19 protein-coding genes are annotated in these 17,162 nt (G+C 59.1%); 5 read left to right on the top strand and 14 right to left on the bottom strand.

What is annotated here, in order from left to right; all coding sequences use genetic code 11:
• The 14 genes from AC1DSG_RS05400 to AC1DSG_RS05335 form a co-directional block, all read right to left on the bottom strand.
• A partial coding sequence (locus AC1DSG_RS05400; RefSeq protein ID WP_477789937.1) for a GNAT family N-acetyltransferase occupies nt 1-400 on the bottom strand: 400 nt, incomplete at its 3' end.
• Nucleotides 401-475: 75 nt separating this feature from the next.
• Nucleotides 476-703, bottom strand: coding sequence for a hypothetical protein (locus AC1DSG_RS05395; RefSeq protein ID WP_477789936.1), 228 nt, complete (start codon nt 701-703; stop codon nt 476-478).
• Between the two features lie 150 nt (nt 704-853).
• Nucleotides 854-1,270: a type II toxin-antitoxin system PemK/MazF family toxin gene (locus AC1DSG_RS05390; RefSeq protein ID WP_477789935.1), complete on the bottom strand. Its 417-nt coding sequence runs from the start codon at nt 1,268-1,270 to the stop codon at nt 854-856.
• Nucleotides 1,227-1,523 (bottom strand): AbrB/MazE/SpoVT family DNA-binding domain-containing protein, encoded by a 297-nt coding sequence (locus AC1DSG_RS05385; RefSeq protein WP_477789934.1) that lies wholly within the window; start codon nt 1,521-1,523, stop codon nt 1,227-1,229. The genes AC1DSG_RS05390 and AC1DSG_RS05385 overlap by 44 nt, the downstream gene beginning before the upstream one ends.
• 656 nt (nt 1,524-2,179) lie before the next feature.
• The gene (locus AC1DSG_RS05380) at nt 2,180-2,374 is read right to left on the bottom strand and encodes a hypothetical protein (RefSeq protein ID WP_477789933.1); all 195 of its coding nucleotides are present in this window, start codon (nt 2,372-2,374) and stop codon (nt 2,180-2,182) included.
• 360 nt (nt 2,375-2,734) lie between these two features.
• Nucleotides 2,735-4,216: a primase-helicase family protein gene (locus tag AC1DSG_RS05375; protein ID WP_477789932.1), complete on the bottom strand. Its 1,482-nt coding sequence runs from the start codon at nt 4,214-4,216 to the stop codon at nt 2,735-2,737.
• Nucleotides 4,209-5,294: a DNA-primase RepB domain-containing protein gene (locus tag AC1DSG_RS05370; RefSeq protein WP_477789931.1), complete on the bottom strand. Its 1,086-nt coding sequence runs from the start codon at nt 5,292-5,294 to the stop codon at nt 4,209-4,211. Before AC1DSG_RS05370 ends, AC1DSG_RS05375 begins: the two co-directional genes overlap by 8 nt.
• Nucleotides 5,284-5,469 carry a hypothetical protein gene (locus AC1DSG_RS05365; RefSeq protein ID WP_477789930.1) on the bottom strand — a complete coding sequence of 62 codons (186 nt, stop codon included), beginning with the start codon at nt 5,467-5,469 and terminating at the stop codon, nt 5,284-5,286. The genes AC1DSG_RS05370 and AC1DSG_RS05365 overlap by 11 nt, the downstream gene beginning before the upstream one ends.
• Nucleotides 5,462-5,896 (bottom strand): hypothetical protein, encoded by a 435-nt coding sequence (locus AC1DSG_RS05360; RefSeq protein ID WP_477789929.1) that lies wholly within the window; start codon nt 5,894-5,896, stop codon nt 5,462-5,464. The genes AC1DSG_RS05365 and AC1DSG_RS05360 overlap by 8 nt, the downstream gene beginning before the upstream one ends.
• A 131-nt stretch (nt 5,897-6,027) precedes the next feature.
• The gene (locus tag AC1DSG_RS05355; RefSeq protein WP_477789928.1) at nt 6,028-6,306 is read right to left on the bottom strand and encodes a helix-turn-helix transcriptional regulator; all 279 of its coding nucleotides are present in this window, start codon (nt 6,304-6,306) and stop codon (nt 6,028-6,030) included.
• Between the two features lie 87 nt (nt 6,307-6,393).
• Nucleotides 6,394-6,912, bottom strand: coding sequence for a hypothetical protein (locus AC1DSG_RS05350; RefSeq protein ID WP_477789927.1), 519 nt, complete (start codon nt 6,910-6,912; stop codon nt 6,394-6,396).
• Nucleotides 6,909-7,364 (bottom strand): hypothetical protein, encoded by a 456-nt coding sequence (locus AC1DSG_RS05345; RefSeq protein ID WP_477789926.1) that lies wholly within the window; start codon nt 7,362-7,364, stop codon nt 6,909-6,911. The genes AC1DSG_RS05350 and AC1DSG_RS05345 overlap by 4 nt, the downstream gene beginning before the upstream one ends.
• Complete coding sequence (locus AC1DSG_RS05340; RefSeq protein ID WP_477789925.1) at nt 7,354-8,457, bottom strand: tyrosine-type recombinase/integrase; 1,104 nt, start codon at nt 8,455-8,457, stop codon at nt 7,354-7,356. The genes AC1DSG_RS05345 and AC1DSG_RS05340 overlap by 11 nt, the downstream gene beginning before the upstream one ends.
• A gap of 236 nt (nt 8,458-8,693) precedes the next feature.
• On the bottom strand, nt 8,694-11,048 hold the full coding sequence (locus AC1DSG_RS05335; RefSeq protein ID WP_477789924.1) for a glucose/quinate/shikimate family membrane-bound PQQ-dependent dehydrogenase: 2,355 nt from the start codon (nt 11,046-11,048) through the stop codon (nt 8,694-8,696).
• A gap of 184 nt (nt 11,049-11,232) precedes the next feature.
• Here AC1DSG_RS05335 and AC1DSG_RS05330 point away from each other — a divergent pair, with 184 nt between their 5' ends.
• From AC1DSG_RS05330 to pqqA, 5 genes are all read left to right on the top strand, one after another.
• On the top strand, nt 11,233-11,694 hold the full coding sequence (locus AC1DSG_RS05330) for an Lrp/AsnC family transcriptional regulator (protein WP_477789923.1): 462 nt from the start codon (nt 11,233-11,235) through the stop codon (nt 11,692-11,694).
• A 231-nt stretch (nt 11,695-11,925) separates the two neighbouring features.
• The gene (locus AC1DSG_RS05325) at nt 11,926-13,608 is read left to right on the top strand and encodes a flavin monoamine oxidase family protein (protein ID WP_477789922.1); all 1,683 of its coding nucleotides are present in this window, start codon (nt 11,926-11,928) and stop codon (nt 13,606-13,608) included.
• Between the two features lie 12 nt (nt 13,609-13,620).
• The gene (locus AC1DSG_RS05320; protein ID WP_477789921.1) at nt 13,621-14,415 is read left to right on the top strand and encodes a carbon-nitrogen hydrolase family protein; all 795 of its coding nucleotides are present in this window, start codon (nt 13,621-13,623) and stop codon (nt 14,413-14,415) included.
• 48 nt (nt 14,416-14,463) lie between these two features.
• A complete protein-coding gene (pqqF, locus tag AC1DSG_RS05315) occupies nt 14,464-16,887 on the top strand; it encodes a pyrroloquinoline quinone biosynthesis protein PqqF (protein ID WP_477789920.1) in 2,424 nt (807 codons plus the stop codon).
• Between the two features lie 156 nt (nt 16,888-17,043).
• Nucleotides 17,044-17,118: a pyrroloquinoline quinone precursor peptide PqqA gene (gene pqqA / locus AC1DSG_RS05310; RefSeq protein ID WP_009045898.1), complete on the top strand. Its 75-nt coding sequence runs from the start codon at nt 17,044-17,046 to the stop codon at nt 17,116-17,118.
• Nucleotides 17,119-17,162: the final 44 nt, after the last annotated feature.

Below are 17,162 nucleotides of genomic sequence, written 5' to 3'. Positions count from 1 at the left end.
GTACTACTGCTACATCACAGGAAAGTGCGAGAGCTGAGTATTTGGCGAGCACTTCGCGCATCATCTGACTCATTACACCTTGGCCCCTGAACTCCTTTTGCACAGCGGTATAATAGATATTGCACTCTACTACGTCGGTAGTTGCTACTCCATACAGCATGAAGCCGGCCAGTTGACCATCTTCAGAAGATGCAGTGATCACCTCTATCTGAGGCAGATCAGAACGAGTTAGGTATGCATGAACCTCCACTATCAGAGCTGTCTTATAGCCGGCAAAAAATGGGTCCTTCTTCAGAGGATGCACCATGCTGAGTGATGTTACGTTTTCGCCTACCAATCCAATAATGGCTTTTGTCAAATCGAGTGCGACTGGGGTGGTATGGCGAGTAATCAGTATCATTGAATGCCTTGCGAGGTGGTGTTTTTATCGATGCTAGTATTTCGCCACTCCACTGTCTATCGATACCGTTGACATTTACTGAGCGTCACCACGGTGCTGGAGCACCAGCTTCGCCAAGCCCTGCCGGATGTGTCCCTCGTTCTCGCCAATGGCGTAGAGAGCACCGCGAACGTTATCACCGGCCTCGGCGTGACCTTGTTGTTCGACCAGCAGCGTCAGCTCCATCACGGCCGCTTCCAGCGCCAGCTGATTGTTGTACAGGCGTTCGAGGACGTCAGGTAGAGAGTATTCGGGTGCAGGCATGGCTTCGACTCCATTCGAGAAAACTGGAAGAGTAGCAGCGAGGCGGAGAAATGAAAAAGGCGCCTTGGGGGGGCGCCTTGGATGCTTAGTTCGACCTGTCATTCACCAACAAAAATCGACGGGCGTGCGATGGACGCACCCGCGCAGTGCTTACACTTGATCTTCAATAGGAAAAAAGTCGGGACCAACGCCCATGATCAGACAGATTGCGGCGCGCAAATCGTCGATCACTTGCAAATCGGTCACCTTACCCACTCGTTTGGCTTTGCGGCCAACTGCATCAATCGAGCGGATCTGATCGAGCAGCACGGTCCCATAAACGCCACAATCCGTCTGCTCTTTTTCAAGCCTCGGGTATTCAGCGCTGGGGTTGGGGTGAACCGTGCCAGTCAACGGAGCGACAAAAACAAAACCCCGGATTGCCGCGTTCCAGGGTTGAATGGAAAGCACTACACAGGGGCGAAACTCTTGTTGTTCATGCCCGATTGTTGGATCGAGCTCAAGCTTGATGATGTCGCCTTGTTCAAGTTGCCCAATGCTGTCTTTGTTCAGTTGCGTGGTTGTCATGGATTACCTCTCTATCTGTTGGTTTGGAAAAAACTTCATCTTCAAACCGAACATAATTGGCAATCAACGCCCCCAAAGTCAGTGTGCTCCGGGCGACTCGTCTCTGCTTCTCAATGATCGGTCTTGCTACAAATGCGCCGTCTAAAACGGTTAGTTCAATACTTGTCCCTACCTCTACATTCACCTCCTTCAACATCACAGCTGGGATCACAACGCCTGCGCTGTTGCCCACTCGTCTAATTTGCGTTCTCATTCCAATAACCCTCAGTGGCTTTTACTCCCTACTGGCGTGGGAGGCTTTCGTACATTTCCGACTGAACGTTGGGTATGCCGAAAGCGGGGTCGCTAGGCGTACGCGCCTAGCTCATGTCTAATAAGCTTCATTAACTGAAGCAATCACTAATATGTGCGCGTAGCGCACAACACAGAGCGTCATGCCCCGTGTACCCACAGTGTATAACAAATAACGAAGGGTTACAATGTGGGTACTGGCGTGATGCATCTGGCTGGTTTCAATAGTCGCTGCAGTCAGGCTTGGCGCAGGCTTCCTCGGCTACCTTCTCGGCGCGCCGAGGACGTATGAATTGATCAATAAGCGCAATGGCGAGGCGAAGAAACCCGTACCGAGTCAGGAACGGCTCCCGCAGAGCAACCCGGACCGACTGCCAAAGGGCGAGCCCGGAAAGAGCGGGAGTCAAATGACCGGTGTACATCTCAAACGAAAAGGCCACCTGCGAGAGTGGCCATTATTTTGAGGGGGGAGGGATTAGCGCGCCAATCCACTGAGTATGCGCGAGAAGCCCCTCAGGTTGCTCTATTCACCTCCAGCCGCGCTTCTCGTCTCTCCAGGCCAAGTCTCGGCCTAGGGTCGGGGGTGATCGCCCACCCTGCACAGCAGTAGGCCAGAGGTCATGTCGGCTCGTTGGGCCGGGGCGAGTAGAACCGGGAGGTGTCGACTGGCTTGCCGGCCGCGACTGCCTCCTGAAGCGCCTCGACCCAATAGCAGAGGGGAACCCCATAAAGCGGGCCACTACAAAAGCCGAACATCTCGCGGTGGGCGTTCGTGGCTGCGTTTAAAGCGCGCTCGGCTTCTTCGTCGGTCATACTGTTTTCCTCGTTGGTGGTGGCGGTGATCCGGCCGCGGGGTCGATTCTGCTCTTCGGTCTGACCGCAGGGTTGAGTTTTCTGAAAGTTTTGAGATTTGCGAAGATGCGCAAAATCTCAAAACTGCCTGAAACTATTGAGTTAGAGCCTCGGGAACGGCGAAGTTTTGCGTTTTGAGATTTTGCTAAAAAGTTTCCCCGGAACCGGGGCTGCTGAGCCGGTACCCTCTATATAAAATAATCCTAAACTTTAAGAATAATCTCAAATCGCAAAACTAAAAAACACACCGACCGCTCTATCTCGTGGCTTTCAGCTAGCGTTTTGAGATTTTCTGAGTTGAATCGCAAAACTCCCCCTCGGTCATAAAGCCTGATGTAGAGCATGGCCGGGAGTTCTCCGTGCCTTCTCCAGCGCCGCGGTGTCGACAACGACGGCTTTATCAAAAGCATACAGACTCTCAAGCACGGACTTGACCACGCCATTGATGCGGCACTGGCTACCGATTTTGTGAACACCAGCCCGTCGCAGCATGTGAACCAGCGCCTTCGAGGCATTAACCCACACGGCTCCCTCATCAAAACCCAGCGCATACCGCAGGTCTTCGCTGCCGAATTCGGTCACGCCCGCGGCCTTCCAGTCGGCCAGCACCTCGCCCAAGTCCAGTTCCATCTGCGGAGTCGTGGCACAGATCACCGCGCGCTTCGCATCATTGATGGCCGGCCGCTCTCCGGGATTGAATTTGCTGATGTCCCTCTGGGCCAACCATGCCCCTACCGCGGTCCCGAATTCAGGAGTAACGAGGCTGTACAGGCGGGTGTAGTAGTCCGCGGACTTTGGCTCTTCCGGATTCTTGATCACTGCCCAGCGGCGATCCTTCGCATCAATCGGCAAGGCGTCATCATGGTTCGATAAAATCAGCCACCGCACCGAGTTCTTTTCCCAGTATTTCTTGCCGTACTTCGCGTTAATTCGGCGTTCGCTCGCGGTCATCATGCTCCGCAGCTTCGCGGCTTGAACGAGTAAGTCCTTGTGTGTCCCGATGTGGATCTCATCGACGCAAGCGAACCGGGTGCCGGCAATGTCGTCGTTGAAGGCGCTCTGCAAAAGTCCGCCCAAGTCCAGACCGCTGGCTACCTCCCCCGGCCACACCTGAGACAGAACATCAACCAACCAGTTGCGACCAATACCCATCGTCGGCGTGTAGAAGAGGTAGCCGTGATGCGGCAGCACTTCCGGCACCCGCTCGCAATGCGCCAGCCAATCGAGGAAGCGCTCACGCTCTTCCAGCACAGGTATCAGATATTCGATGTGCTCCAGGAACGGCGCAATATCTGCCGTCGCCGGTTGGCGCTTGCGAGGCGTCCATGTATTCATCATGCGCACGCCTTTAGCGAGATAGGACCGTGGCAGGCCAATCGCCAAACCCGCGTCGGCAATTTGAACCCGCCCCGGATCCTTCAGCCAAAGCTCCGCTGAGCTGACAACGCGAGGGCCTTTGGCGCCGACCCCGGCCACCGTCTCCACCGAAGCTGCATACTCGGTCTTGAAGTGTTCGATGCCCAAGACGTCCAGCACAACGCCCCCCGTTACAAAGTCTTCATGAGGAAGCGTGACCACAGCATTCAGCTTGCGGACATACCGGCACCGCTTCAGCATATCGGCGCAAGTCAGCACCTCGGCAGCCGCGGTATTCGATGTGCTATCTGCATCCCAGCGGCCAGCAAGCCGTTCACGTTTGGCCTCGCCGGCCGCTCGTTTCGTTGCCTCGCGCTCCTTACGTTTTACGGCCAGTTCATCGGCGCCCTTGGTGGATGCCAGGCTTGTTTTCTTCTTCTCACTCATTACAAATCCTCCCGCTCCACGCATCAGGCGCGGCCGCGTTGCCCTCTTCGACTTGGCCGACCATTTGCTCATTCACCCAGTCGGTGAACTCGGGCCAGCCGATACCTACGCGGTTGCCGCGGGCGTCCGTCGAAGTCGTGCAAGAATCGTGTTTGCAGTTGTATGCGCCGGTCATGCCGTTTTTTTCGGACGGTTCGGCGAGGGCGGTTCCGTCGTCTTTCCGGTCGGTGTGGTTGTCGACGTTGATGCAGGTGATCTGTATCCACCCTCGCGGCCCTTGCCGCCGCTTCACCATCCCGGCCGCCTTCAGCACCGCGAGGCAGCGGTAGAAGTGAGCCCTTCGCATCGCCGCTACCTCGTCACCGATCTGCGGAGCAGGCCGCCGGTACGGCACCGTCAGGTTGAGCTCGAAAATGTCTTCGAGGTCTTCCAACGAGTACCGCGGGCCGTCGAGGTGATGCACCACAACCTCCCAACCCCCACGGCCGCACTTCGGTTTGCAGTTCCTCGACTCGGGCGTGCGCGCGGGCCGGGCAACGTCTTTACAAGACTTGTCGCCGCCACGCACCGTCACGAACTGGTCCAGCAACCGCTCGAACTTGTCGATGTCGCGGCAGGGTTCTTCGAGAATGAACCACACTTGGAAATTGCCCTTGGACGTCTCAATCTTCACAGTCGGCTTCCATCCATCGAGCACCGACCAGTCAGCCTTAACCGAGGGCTTGTGCTCGGGAGGCTTGCCCTCGGCCACCGCCTGCTTGTTCTGCTCTTCAGCCTCGGCCACCGACGCGGCGAGGTCACCCACGTCGTCGACCATCAGCGCGACGCCCGCGGCGAAGTCCTCCTTGCGGCGGTGCCAGCTGCCGTCTTCGGCTTGATGGAAGGCTGACACGCAGGTGTAGCGGTTGAGGCCGGCGGTGCCGGGCATGTTCCAGCTGCCGTCGGGCTGGCGGGTTAGTTCTTCGGCCGGCCAGCCACGGCGTTTCGGATTGCCAGCGAAGGCAGTGCCCACAAGCCGCTCATCCGGTCGGAGCCCCGCGGCGAGTAGGTCCAGGAATTTATCGAGGTCACCAGTCATAGATCACCTCGTCTTCACGGAGGCCGACCGACGCAGCCTTCCTCGTTTGCTTCTTCAACGCTTTCGCTGTCAGCCGCCGCTCTGTTCGGCCGGAGGCAATCGTCACGGGGTTGACGCCGGGGGCGGATTTGAACGCGAGGATGCAAGCGGCGCGCCGCTTGGATGACTTACTCATAGCGGCCACCTCCCCATTTCTCACCGCACAACTCGACTTCCTCAGGTGTGGCTTTCTGGTAGTACCCAACCCATTGCGCAGGGGAATAGCGACCGCGCAATGGGTTGGGAGCCATCGAATGCCGGCCGGCGGCGTCATTGATCTCGCGAACCGACGCCCGGCGTTTTTCTCCGATGTGGAGGTAGGTGCCTTTCTTCATGTGGAAGCGGTATTGCGCCAACCGTTTGCCCGCGGCGGCTATCTCCGCTTCCTCCTCGGCTTCGGTCTTCCGCGGCCGGGGTGTGGGCTTGGACTTGGGCTTGATCGGTGCCGGGGCAGGCTCGACAGTGGTGGCCGCAGCTGTCGGCGTGGACTGCTCGACCGGGAGTGAGTCGCGCCAAGCCTCCAGTGCGGTGATCACTGCGTTGAGGTGGTCTTTCATCTCCATGTGTCTCTCCTCGGCCGCGGGAGGAGGTCACGGGGTGCATCGACGAACGTGCTGAAAAAGAGGAAAATTGAACCGCTCGCAAGGCACGCTACATCCGACGCCGCCCGGTTTCTCCGACCGTGGCGGCGTTTTTATTGGCAGGCTGCAGCGGTTTTCGCTTCGGCCGCGGCAACGCGCAGGCTGGGCGCGATCGGGTCGACGTTACCTTGGCGGGAGTCGAAGTACGCCTTCACCTCAACCCATGGGAAGACGCGCTTCTTGTGGGAGATGCGCACGGGCTTCGGGAAAGCCGGGTCAACGAGCGCCATCTTGCGAAGGGTCTGTAGCGATATGCCGAACGAGGCCGCGACAAGGTTCTGATCGACGTAGACCGGCGTGATGCCGGGAGCTTCTCGGTTTGAAACATTCATGTGGTAACGCTCCGAATTGGTTTGACGCTACCAATTCAACCGGAAGGGAAGCAGGCCGACTTACCGCATGCACGAATACGGTAAGGTTTATTTTCTCAGCCGGCTTTCGTTGATCCATTTGCGGATAGTCCGATCCGTTGGCGCTCCTCCCGCCTTCTCACCGGCCGCGCTGTACTCGCCGCCCAACCGAGCAAACGCCCATTGAGCAAAAGGCCCGGTAGTCTCCCGTTTACCCTTCCATTCGTTATCCCACAGCTCCAGCACTTTGAGGCGGTCGGCTTGGCCTTTCTTGCTGCCTGCCGCGGATTGCCGGGTGTGGATGGCATCCTGGGCCGCCTCATCGAGTGCCTGCCGCTCCATGTCCATCTTGTCGAGTACAGCCCTTGCCGCGGCCCGTTCGCCCGCTTCGGCGTCGACCTGGGCTTGCGCTTCGGACAAGAGCGCGGCCTCGACGTCGACGTCAGCCTGAAACGCCGGATCGTCACCCAAGCCCGCCGCCGCCAGCTTGGCCGCGCGCTCCAGCTTTTCGGCAATGCGCTGCTCTTCGGCCGCCTGCCGCTGGGCGTAGTGCTCGGCATTGATGCGGTTCAGCTCTTCCGGCGTCATACTACGACCTTCTCAGCCGGCAGCTTGATGGCTTGGGATATTCGCTCCCACGCATTAACAAACTGCTCCTGCTCGAATGCAGAAGGCTTCAACCAGTAGTGATGCTTCCCTGTGCCTTTGCTTGGGTTTTTGTCGCGAGTGGCTTGGCTCTTTACCTCGTCTGGGGTCAGGACATAGCACACCGGCGAGTCTGAACCTACATTGCTCGCGATAACCCAGAACGCGCCTTTGATTTTCCCCAAGTCGTGGCCGAGAGGGACGTCGCCGCGTCCTTGCCTGCCTTTCACTTGAACGCCGATAGCTATGGCGCAATCATCGGCGTAGACAAATAGGTCGGCCCCCGCAGCATTGCGCGAAGTTGGAAGCGTGGACAGCCCAGAGCGCCCGATCTGATATGCAACCCAGTGGAGGGCCATCTCAGCGCAGTGCTGGCCGCTATATTTAGCTGCCATGATTTTCTCCAATTACCCGCGATATTTCAGCATGCCACATCTCTAGCGCTGCTCGCTTTTCCGGCAGCAGTTCGGCACGCTCGTAGTGCTTGGCCTGCACGCCGGTCTGGCCGTGCGACAGCAACGCCCCGCGCAGGTCGCGGCTGATACCTAGCTCCTGCATCCGGGTTTCAACAGTGCGCCGGATGTCGCTGGGTTTCACGCCCTCCGGCAGCAGTCGTGGACCGGCGCCTCGCACGCTGTTCTCGGTTGCGGTCTCGGTTGCGATCTTGGCCGCGGCGGTCAGGTCGGGATCGATCACCGGCAACAAGCAAACCTTCGCCCGGCTGCCGCGGCCCTTCGTGTCGGTGATGCTTATCAGCCCTTCGCCGAAGTCGGCGGTGCGCAGTTGTTCCATCCGGGCGCCGGTCAGCAGTATGAGTTTCCAGAAGGCACCAATTGGCCCGGCCGCGGAGGCTTTTGCCCAAAACGCCTGAATCTCGGCATCGGTCATCACCCGGTCGTTCGCTCGCTCCCATTCGGCGATCCGGGGGGTGCCGGAGACGGGGTTGTGTGTGATCTTGAAGGTCGCTGTACCGGCGGGTTTTCTCGGGTCGTAGTCGTACTTGGCGGCGTGGGCGAAGGCGGCGTGAAGCAGGCTGCGCAGACGGTTGACCGAAGTGGTGATACCCGTCGCAGCACGGCGGCGGAGTACCGCGGCCACCTCGGCGGTGGTGATGCTCGATGCTTCGCGCTTCAGCAGCGGGTCGCCTTCGGGGAAGGCCAGATTGAAAACAATCTTGGCATCGCGGGCGGTCGGCCGCTCACCGAGACTTTCGCGGTAGGCGGTGAGGAGGTCTTGCAGCGTGCCGGTGCGCACCAATTCCTTTCCAGCCATCGCCCGAGCCGCAGTCCGAGCCGCAGCAAGGCCCATCGTCGGGTATTCGCCCAGCTTCCGGGTGCGGTCGGTGCCGTTAGCGCGGGAGCGGATGTGCCATGTGCGTGCGCCCGTTGCGGAGACAAACAGCACCAGCCGGCCGCCGCCGTGCTCTCCGTCGTCGGTTATCTTGGTGCCGGGCAGGGTCGCGCGGACGATCTTGTCGGTTAACTTCATTCGCTCTCCTCACACCCCGTTCCACACCCCGAATGGGAGGAAGATAAGGGATCAAACAGGAGAGGAATTAAACGCCGAAGTCAAGGAAATACAAATACTTATCAGACAATCGGAGCAGTTGGGAAAGGTATGTGATAAGTCTCATAATCCTTTGGTCCACGGTTCAAGTCCGTGTGGGCCCACCAAACAAAAAAGCCGCGCAAATGCGCGGCTTTTTCGTACATGCGATTCAGCCCTTACTTAGGCAACGCATACGCAATCACATAATCCCCACGATCCGTCGACTGACGCGCACCGCCAACAGTCAGCAGGATGTACTGCTTGCCGGTCTTGGGCGAAACGTACGTCATCGGCCCCGACTGACTGCCCACAGGCAAACGCGATTTCCAGATCTCATTACCATTGCCGGTATCGAAAGCACGCAGGTAGAAATCCTGGGTCCCGGCGAAGAACAACAGCCCCGACTGGGTCGCCAGCGAAGCCCCCAGCGTCGGCATGCCAATTGGAATCGGCAAATGCATGCGGATTCCCAGTGGGCCGGTGTCCTGCACGGTGYCGACCGGGACTTGCCACATCAGTTTGTGGGTCTTGAGGTCGATGGCGGACATGGTGCCAAACGGTGGTTTCTGGCACGGGATGCCGGCCGCCGAGAGGAAGCGTTCGCGCATGGCACCAAACGGTGTGCCTTCCTGTGGGACGACACCCATTTCGATACCGCTGGCTCCGGCAGCGATCTTGTTGCGCGGGATCATGTAGTTGGCCAGGCCGAGGCGCATGTCGTTGACGAACATGTAATTAGTGTTCGGGTCCACCGAAACGCTACCCCAGTTCATGCCACCCAATGAACCCGGGAATTGCAACGCGCGGTCCATGCCTGGCGGGGTGTAGACGCCTTCATGGCGCATGCCTTTGAACTGGATGCGGCACATCAGTTGATCAAACGGCGTGGCGCCCCACATGTCGGATTCGGTCAATGTCTTGTTGCCGATTGACGGCATGTCCACCGAGAACGGCTGGGTCGGTGAATAGCGCTCGCCGGGTACGTTGCCTTGCGGCACCGGGCGCTCTTCGACGCGGGCGATCGGTACACCGGTTTCGCGGTTGAGCAGGAAAATCTCGCCCTGTTTGGTCACTTGTGCCAAAGCTGGCTGCAGGCCGCCCTTGTCGTCGGGCACGTCGTACAGCAGCGGTTGGGCAGGCAGGTCGAAGTCCCACAGGTCGTGGTGAGTGGTCTGGAAGTGCCAGCGCACCTGCCCGGTCTTCACGTCGATGGCGACGATGGACGAGTTCCATTTGTCATCGAATGCCGTGCGCTGGCCGCCGAAGAAGTCCGGGGTGGCGTTGCCAGTTGGCAGGTACACCAGACCGAGTTTGGCGTCGTAGGACATGGCCGACCAAACGTTCGGCGTGCCACGGGTATAGGTCTCACCGGCAGGCGGGCGTTTGGTGGTATTCGGATTGCCCGGATCCCATGCCCACACCAGTTCCCCACTGCGCACGTCATAGGCACGGACCACACCTGGCGGTTCGCCGGTGGAGTAGTTATCGGCCACGCGGCCGCCGACAATCACCACATCGCCGGCGACCAACGGGGTCGAAGTTTGCTGGTAGTAGCCAGGCTTCACTTCGCCCATATCGGTTGTCAGGTCGACAGTGCCTTTGTTGCCAAACTCTTCGCAGGGCTTGCCGGTGTCGGCATTGATGGCGATCAGACGGGCATCGCCGGTCGGCAGAAACAGACGTTTCGTACAGGCCGTTGGCTGGTTATCCGAAGACGCGGAGGCTTCGGAATAACCCAGGCCACGGCAGCGCTGCCAGTTTGGCGCGGTGCCTTGCGGGTCGAACTTCCAGCGCTGGGCGCCAGTATCGGCATCGAGGGCGAAGACCTTGCCGTAGGCGGTGCAGGTGTAGACCGTGTCGCCGATTTGCAGCGGCGTGTTCTGGTCTTCAGCGCCAGCACCGGTGCTTTCAGGAATGTCACCGGTGCGGAAAGTCCACGCGACCTGCAACTTGTCGATGTTGCCTTTGTTGATCTGGTCCAGCGCGGCAAAGCGATTGCCAGCGGTGGTGTTGCCCCAATGAGCCCAGTCTTTTTGCTCGGTGCCCGGCGTCACCGGGGTTGGCGTCGGTTCAACGGCGGTCTTGACCACATGCGTCGGCACAAACATGTAGGCCATCGTTGCGACGACGCCGACGCCCAGGATTCCGGCCACGCCATAAGCCCCGCGACCCGCCGTCGCGCCTGAAGAGCGCACCAGCGTCGGATAAATCAGCGCAACGACTACACCGATCACGGCAAACGTAAGCACACGCGAGACCAGCGGCCAGTATTCGAAACCGGTGTCCCATACGGCCCAAATCGAGGTCAGGATCAGCGCCAGACCATACAGCCATGCGCCTTGCGGCTTGCAATTGGCAATCATCAGCCCGGACACCAGCATCGCCAGGCCCATCAGCAAGAAGTAAGCGCTGCCGCCAATCGCAATCAGATAGCCGCCGCCACCCGCCAGGCCAAGCCCGATCAAGGCAATAAGCACACCCAGACCGCGCAGCAGCCATTTGCCGCCGACGGCAGCCACAGAATTATTCATGTCGGTAATTTTCCCCATTTGTGACAAGCGCGGAATAATGTACCACCTAGTTACTTATGGCAATTTGTCGCAGGTAAAAATGTCCCGAACGGTACGATGATCAGTTCGAAAATCGGCCACAAGCGTCCTGTCGAACGAGCCTGTAACATGCTCAGCCACTGTTTCACGCCACTGGAGACGCCCCTTGCCTGACACACGCCCGCCCGTTCTAGATGAGATCGACCGCCAGTTGATCGCAGCCCTACAGATCAACGCCCGCGAGAGCGTGGCCATGCTGGCCCGGCAATTGGGCATCGCTCGTACGACCGTCACGTCTCGGTTGGCGCGACTGGAAAAATCCAAAGTCATCACCGGTTACGGTGTGCGTCTCGGTCAGCGCCTGGTGGATGGCGGCTTGCAGGCGTATGTCGGGATCACGGTGCAACCACGCTCGGGCAAGGAAGTGCTGCGCCGGCTCAGTGCGATGGCGCAGGTTCAGCAGTTGTGTGCGGTGAGTGGCGAATTTGATTATGTGGCGTGGTTGCGTACGGACTCGCCAGAGCAACTGGATCAGCTGCTGGATCAGATTGGCAGTGTCGATGGGGTGGAGAAAACGACGACCTCGATTATTTTGAGTAGCAAGATTGATCGGGGGCAGCCGGTTTAGAGCTCTGGCTTGGGTTTTTTGGGGGCTCACAGGGCCTCTTCGCGAGCAGGCTCGCTCCCGCAGGGATCAGGTTTCGTCAGATTGAATTATCTTATTGTCATATTGATCGATTAATTAGCAAAACGACGACACATTGCGTCTTATTAACGTGTTCTACGCTCACTAGAATGGCTGCCATCTTTTCCTATACTCAGACGCGCATCCCGCGTCGGGTCGCCAGCAAGGTCAGCCATGAACAAGAACAATCGCCATCCTGCAGACGGTAAGAAACCAGTCACCATTTTCGGCCCGGACTTTCCTTTCGCCTTCGACGACTGGATCGAACACCCGGCTGGCTTGGGCAGCATTCCTGCGCACAACCACGGTGCCGAGGTGGCGATTGTCGGCGCCGGCATCGCCGGCCTGGTGGCGGCTTACGAACTGATGAAACTGGGCTTGAAACCGGTCGTCTACGAAGCCTCGAAGATGGGCGGTCGCCTGCGCTCTCAGGCGTTCAATGGCGCCGAGGGCATCATCGCCGAGCTCGGCGGAATGCGCTTTCCGGTCTCGTCTACCGCGTTTTATCACTACGTCGACAAACTCGGCCTTGAGACCAAACCCTTCCCGAACCCGCTGACACCCGCCTCGGGCAGCACCGTGATCGATCTGGAAGGCAAAACCCATTACGCACAGAAACTGGCGGATCTTCCTGCCTTGTTCCAGGAGGTCGCTGACGCCTGGGCCGATGCCCTTGAAGCCGGCTCGCAGTTCTCCGATATCCAGCAAGCGATCCGCGATCGCGACGTGCCCCGCCTGAAGGAGCTGTGGAACACCCTCGTGCCGCTGTGGGACGACCGCACCTTCTACGACTTCGTCGCCACGTCCAAAGCCTTCGCCAAGCTGTCGTTCCATCACCGCGAAGTGTTCGGCCAGGTCGGTTTCGGCACCGGTGGCTGGGACTCGGACTTCCCGAACTCGATGCTGGAAATCTTCCGCGTGGTGATGACCAACTGCGACGATCACCAGCACTTGGTGGTCGGTGGTGTGGAGCAAGTGCCTCAGGGTATCTGGCGTCATGTGCCGGAACGATGCGTGCATTGGCCTGAAGGCACCAGCCTCAGCTCGCTGCACAATGGCGCGCCGCGTACCGGAGTGAAAAAGATCGCCCACGCCGAAGGTGGCCGTTTTGCCGTTACCGACAACTGGGGCGACACCCGCGAGTACGCCGCGGTGTTGACCACCTGCCAGAGCTGGCTGCTGACCACCCAGATCGAGTGCGACGAAACCCTGTTTTCGCAAAAAATGTGGATGGCCCTCGACCGCACCCGCTACATGCAATCGTCGAAGACCTTCGTGATGGTCGACCGGCCATTCTGGAAGGACAAGGACCCGGAAACCGGTCGCGACCTGATGAGCATGACCCTCACCGACCGCCTGACCCGTGGCACTTATCTGTTCGATAACGGCGACGACAAGCCGGGGGTGATTTGCCTGTCGTACTCGTGGATGAGCGACGCGCTGAAAATGCTCCCGCATCCGGTGGAAAAACGCGTGAAACTGGCGCTGGACGCACTGAAGAAGATCTACCCGAAAGTCGACATTGCCGCGCGCATCATCGGCGATCCGATCACCGTGTCGTGGGAAGCCGACCCGCATTTCCTCGGCGCCTTTAAAGGTGCCCTGCCCGGCCACTACCGCTACAACCAGCGCATGTACGCGCACTTCATGCAGGACGAGATGCCGGCCGAGCAACGCGGGATTTTCATCGCCGGCGACGACGTTTCGTGGACGCCGGCCTGGGTCGAAGGCGCAGTGCAGACTTCGCTCAACGCGGTATGGGGCATCATGAAACACTTCGGCGGTGAAACTCACGCCGAAAACCCGGGTCCAGGAGATGTGTTCAACGAGATCGGACCGATCGCCCTGCCCGAGTAAGAGGAATCCGAAATGCGCGTAGCCCTTTACCAATGTCCACCGCTGCCTCTGGACGTCGCTGGCAATCTGCAACGCCTGCATCAACTGGCGCTGGAGGCCAAAGGTGCTGATTTGTTGGTGGTGCCGGAGATGTTCCTGACCGGCTACAACATCGGCGTCGACGCTGTCAGCGTCCTCGCGGAGGTGAACAACGGTGAGTCGGCGCAGCAGATTGCGCGCATTGCCAAATCTGCCGGGATCGCCATTTTGTATGGCTACCCGGAGCGCACCGAGGATGGACAGATCTACAACGCCGTGCAGTTGATCGACGCCAACGGCGAGCGGTTGTGCAATTACCGCAAGACTCACCTGTTCGGCGACCTCGATCACTCGATGTTCAGCCCCGGCGCAGATGATTTTCCGCTGGTGGAACTTAACGGCTGGAAGCTTGGTTTCCTGATTTGCTACGACATGGAGTTCCCGGAAAACGCCCGGCGCTTGGCCCTGGCCGGTGCCGAGCTGATCCTGGTGCCGACGGCGAACATGATTCCCTACGACTTCATCGCCGACGTCACCGTCCGCGCCCGCGCCTTCGAGAACCAATGTTACGTGGCCTATGCCAACTACTGCGGCCATGAAGACGAGATCCACTACTGCGGCCAGAGCAGCATCGCCGCGCCGGATGGCAGCCGCATCGCCCAGGCCGGCCTGGATGAAGCGCTGATTGTCGGCGAACTGGATCGCCAGTTGATGGCCGACTCACGCGCCGCCAATCGCTACTTCGTTGATCGCCGTCCCGAGCTTTACGGCGACCTTAACAAGCGCTGATCCCCTGTAATCCGCTAGCATTAGCGCTTCTCTGTTCTGGAAGTGCTCATGCCTGCGCTGAATCACCCTCGCCCCCACACTGAAACCCTGGCCAACGGCTTGCAGGTGACGCTGCGTCATGCCCCGAATTTGAAGCGCTGCGCGGCGGTGCTGCGGGTCGTGGCGGGCAGTCACGACGTGCCGCTGGTGTGGCCTGGTCTGGCGCATTTTCTTGAGCATTTGCTGTTTCTTGGCACCGAGCGTTTTCCTGCCGCCCAAGGACTGATGGCCTACGTTCAGGGTCATGGCGGCCAGGTCAACGCACGGACCAATGAGCGCACGACAGACTTCTTTTTCGAGCTGCCGACTCAGGCGTTTGCCGGTGGGCTGGAGCGCCTGTCAGACATGTTCGCTCATCCTCGTATGAATGCGGACGAGCAGTTGCGGGAACGGGAAGTGCTGCACGCAGAATTTGTTGCCTGGTCACAGGATGCGGCGGCGCAACAGCAATTGGCATTGTTCGATGGACTTTCGCCCGCTCATCCCTTGCGTGGGTTTCATGCCGGAAACCGCGACAGCCTGCCCGTGCCGCAGCCTGAGTTTCAGCAAGCGTTGCAGGATTTCCATCAGCGGTTTTATCAGGCCGGGCAAATGACACTGAGCCTGACCGGGCCGCAGAGTCTTGATGAATTGCGTGAGATGGCTCAGCGCTTTAGCGCCGAGATTCCCGCCGGGCAACGAGTCCCGCAACAATCGCCCTCTGTGCTGATGGAGACCTCGGAAAAAACTTATCAACAGGCTGGCGAACGCCGGCTGGATCTTCTGTTCGCGTTCGAAGCGTTGCCTGAGTCATCCCGTGAAGCGCTGGCGTTTATGTGCCATTGGCTGAACACCGCGAAACCTGGCGGTCTGCTGGCGAAGCTGCGGGAACAGGGACTGGCTGACAGCCTGAAAGCCGCGCCGCTCTACCAGTTCGCCGGGCAAGCCTTGCTGCACATTGAATTCACCACCACTCAACCGGGGAGCGTGATCCGCGAGAAGTTACTCGACTGGCTGGGCTTCTTTGACTCCCATCAAGACTGGGCCGGCTTGCGCGAAGAATACGCAGCCCTGCTTCAACGCCGGCAGCAAGTCAGCGGAGCCTTGCAATTAGCCCAACTGGACAGCAAACAGCTGGAAACCGGGTTATCGGCGCAGGGGGTGGCAGCCCTAAAAGACATCCTGATCAAAATCGGCGCTGTGGATAACTTCAATGATGAATGGCAACTGCCATCGCCTAACCCGTTTTTACGCGCCGAAGCACCCGCCGCCAATGCCGGGCTGATTCGCGGCCAGACCAGCAAACACCGTGGTCTGCGCACGTTTGCCCAAGACCGCTCGCGCAGTCGTCGCGAAAATTCCCCGATGCAGTTCAGTCAGGCCTTGCCGGACAACACCGATGAAGGGGCGATTTACCTGCGCTGGCGTCTCGACTTCAAACCTCACGCCAGCCTTCAGTCGACCTTGGAAAACCAGTTGCAGCCATTGCGTGAAGATGCGCATCAGGCCGGTGTCGACTTTTCCTTCAGTGCCTCAGGCAATGAATGGCTGCTGAAGATGACGGGGCTACAGGCAGCGATGCCAAGCATCCTCGAACAGGCATTGAAAGAGCTGACAACACCGGCAGACGGAGTCCTAAAAGACGAACCACCAATTGTTGCGTTGATGCCGATCAAACAACTGCTGAAGGCGCTGCCTGACCACTGCCGTGAACCCGCCGTTGTCTYAGGGGACTTGCAGCAACTTTGGTCGAGCGCACACTGGGAAGGTCTGGCCGTTGGCTTGTCGTCACAGACACAAGCAGCAATGGGCTTGGCGCTGAGCCGCGTGCCCGGGGTTGCAGATCAACAATCGTCGCAGCCTTCGATCAACTCGCAGCGCCTATGGAGCACCGTCGATACCAACTCCAGCGAGCACGCGCTGTTGCTGTTCTGTCCGACCGCCACACGGGACATCGCCGATGAAGCCGCCTGGCGCTTGCTCGCGCACCTGTGCCAGACGCCGTTCTACCAGCGCCTGCGGGTGGACTTGCAACTCGGCTACGCCGTGTTCAGCGCATTACGCCAGATCCATGGGCAGATCGGGATCCTGTTCGGCGTGCAATCACCGAGCGTTGCACCTGCCGGCCTGCTGGAACACATCGAACACTTTTTGAGTGAGTTGCCAGGAATGATCGATGGCATCGACGAGGCCACGTTTATCGCCCAGCGTCAGTCCTTGGTGGAGCAATTCGACTTGAACGCCCTACCCGTCCATCAGGCTGCCGAGCTGCTCTGGCAGGGCAAGCTGGCTGGCCACTCGTCGGATTATCTGGAGCATCTGCCTGAAACAATTCTGATGATCGACCGCGAAGTATTACTGGCCGCAGCGCAGCGATTGAATCAAGCGCTGGGCGGCTGGCGCTGCGTGGCCAGCCGCCCCGGCCCAAGCGAGATTTGGCAAGTGACAAAATGATCATTACAGGCGGCGCAATTAGCTTTCTCAAAGTTTCACGGGCAACCTCACTGTAATTTTGAGTAACATAGCAACCTAACTATCTGAACCATCTCCGGCTGGAGGTGGACTATATGTATAGATCTCACCTGTCCCGTCACCTGAAGGAGCACTCACATGTCCTGGTCCAAACCTGCTTACACCGACCTGCGTATCGGCTTTGAAGTCACCATGTACTTCGCCAGCCGCTAATCTTTTTGTATCGCAGTGCCAACGCCTCGGCTCGCCGAGGCGTT

It is taken from the genome of Pseudomonas sp. P5_A12 (genome assembly GCF_056400685.1).
This window is presented reverse-complemented; position numbering and strand designations above follow the sequence as displayed.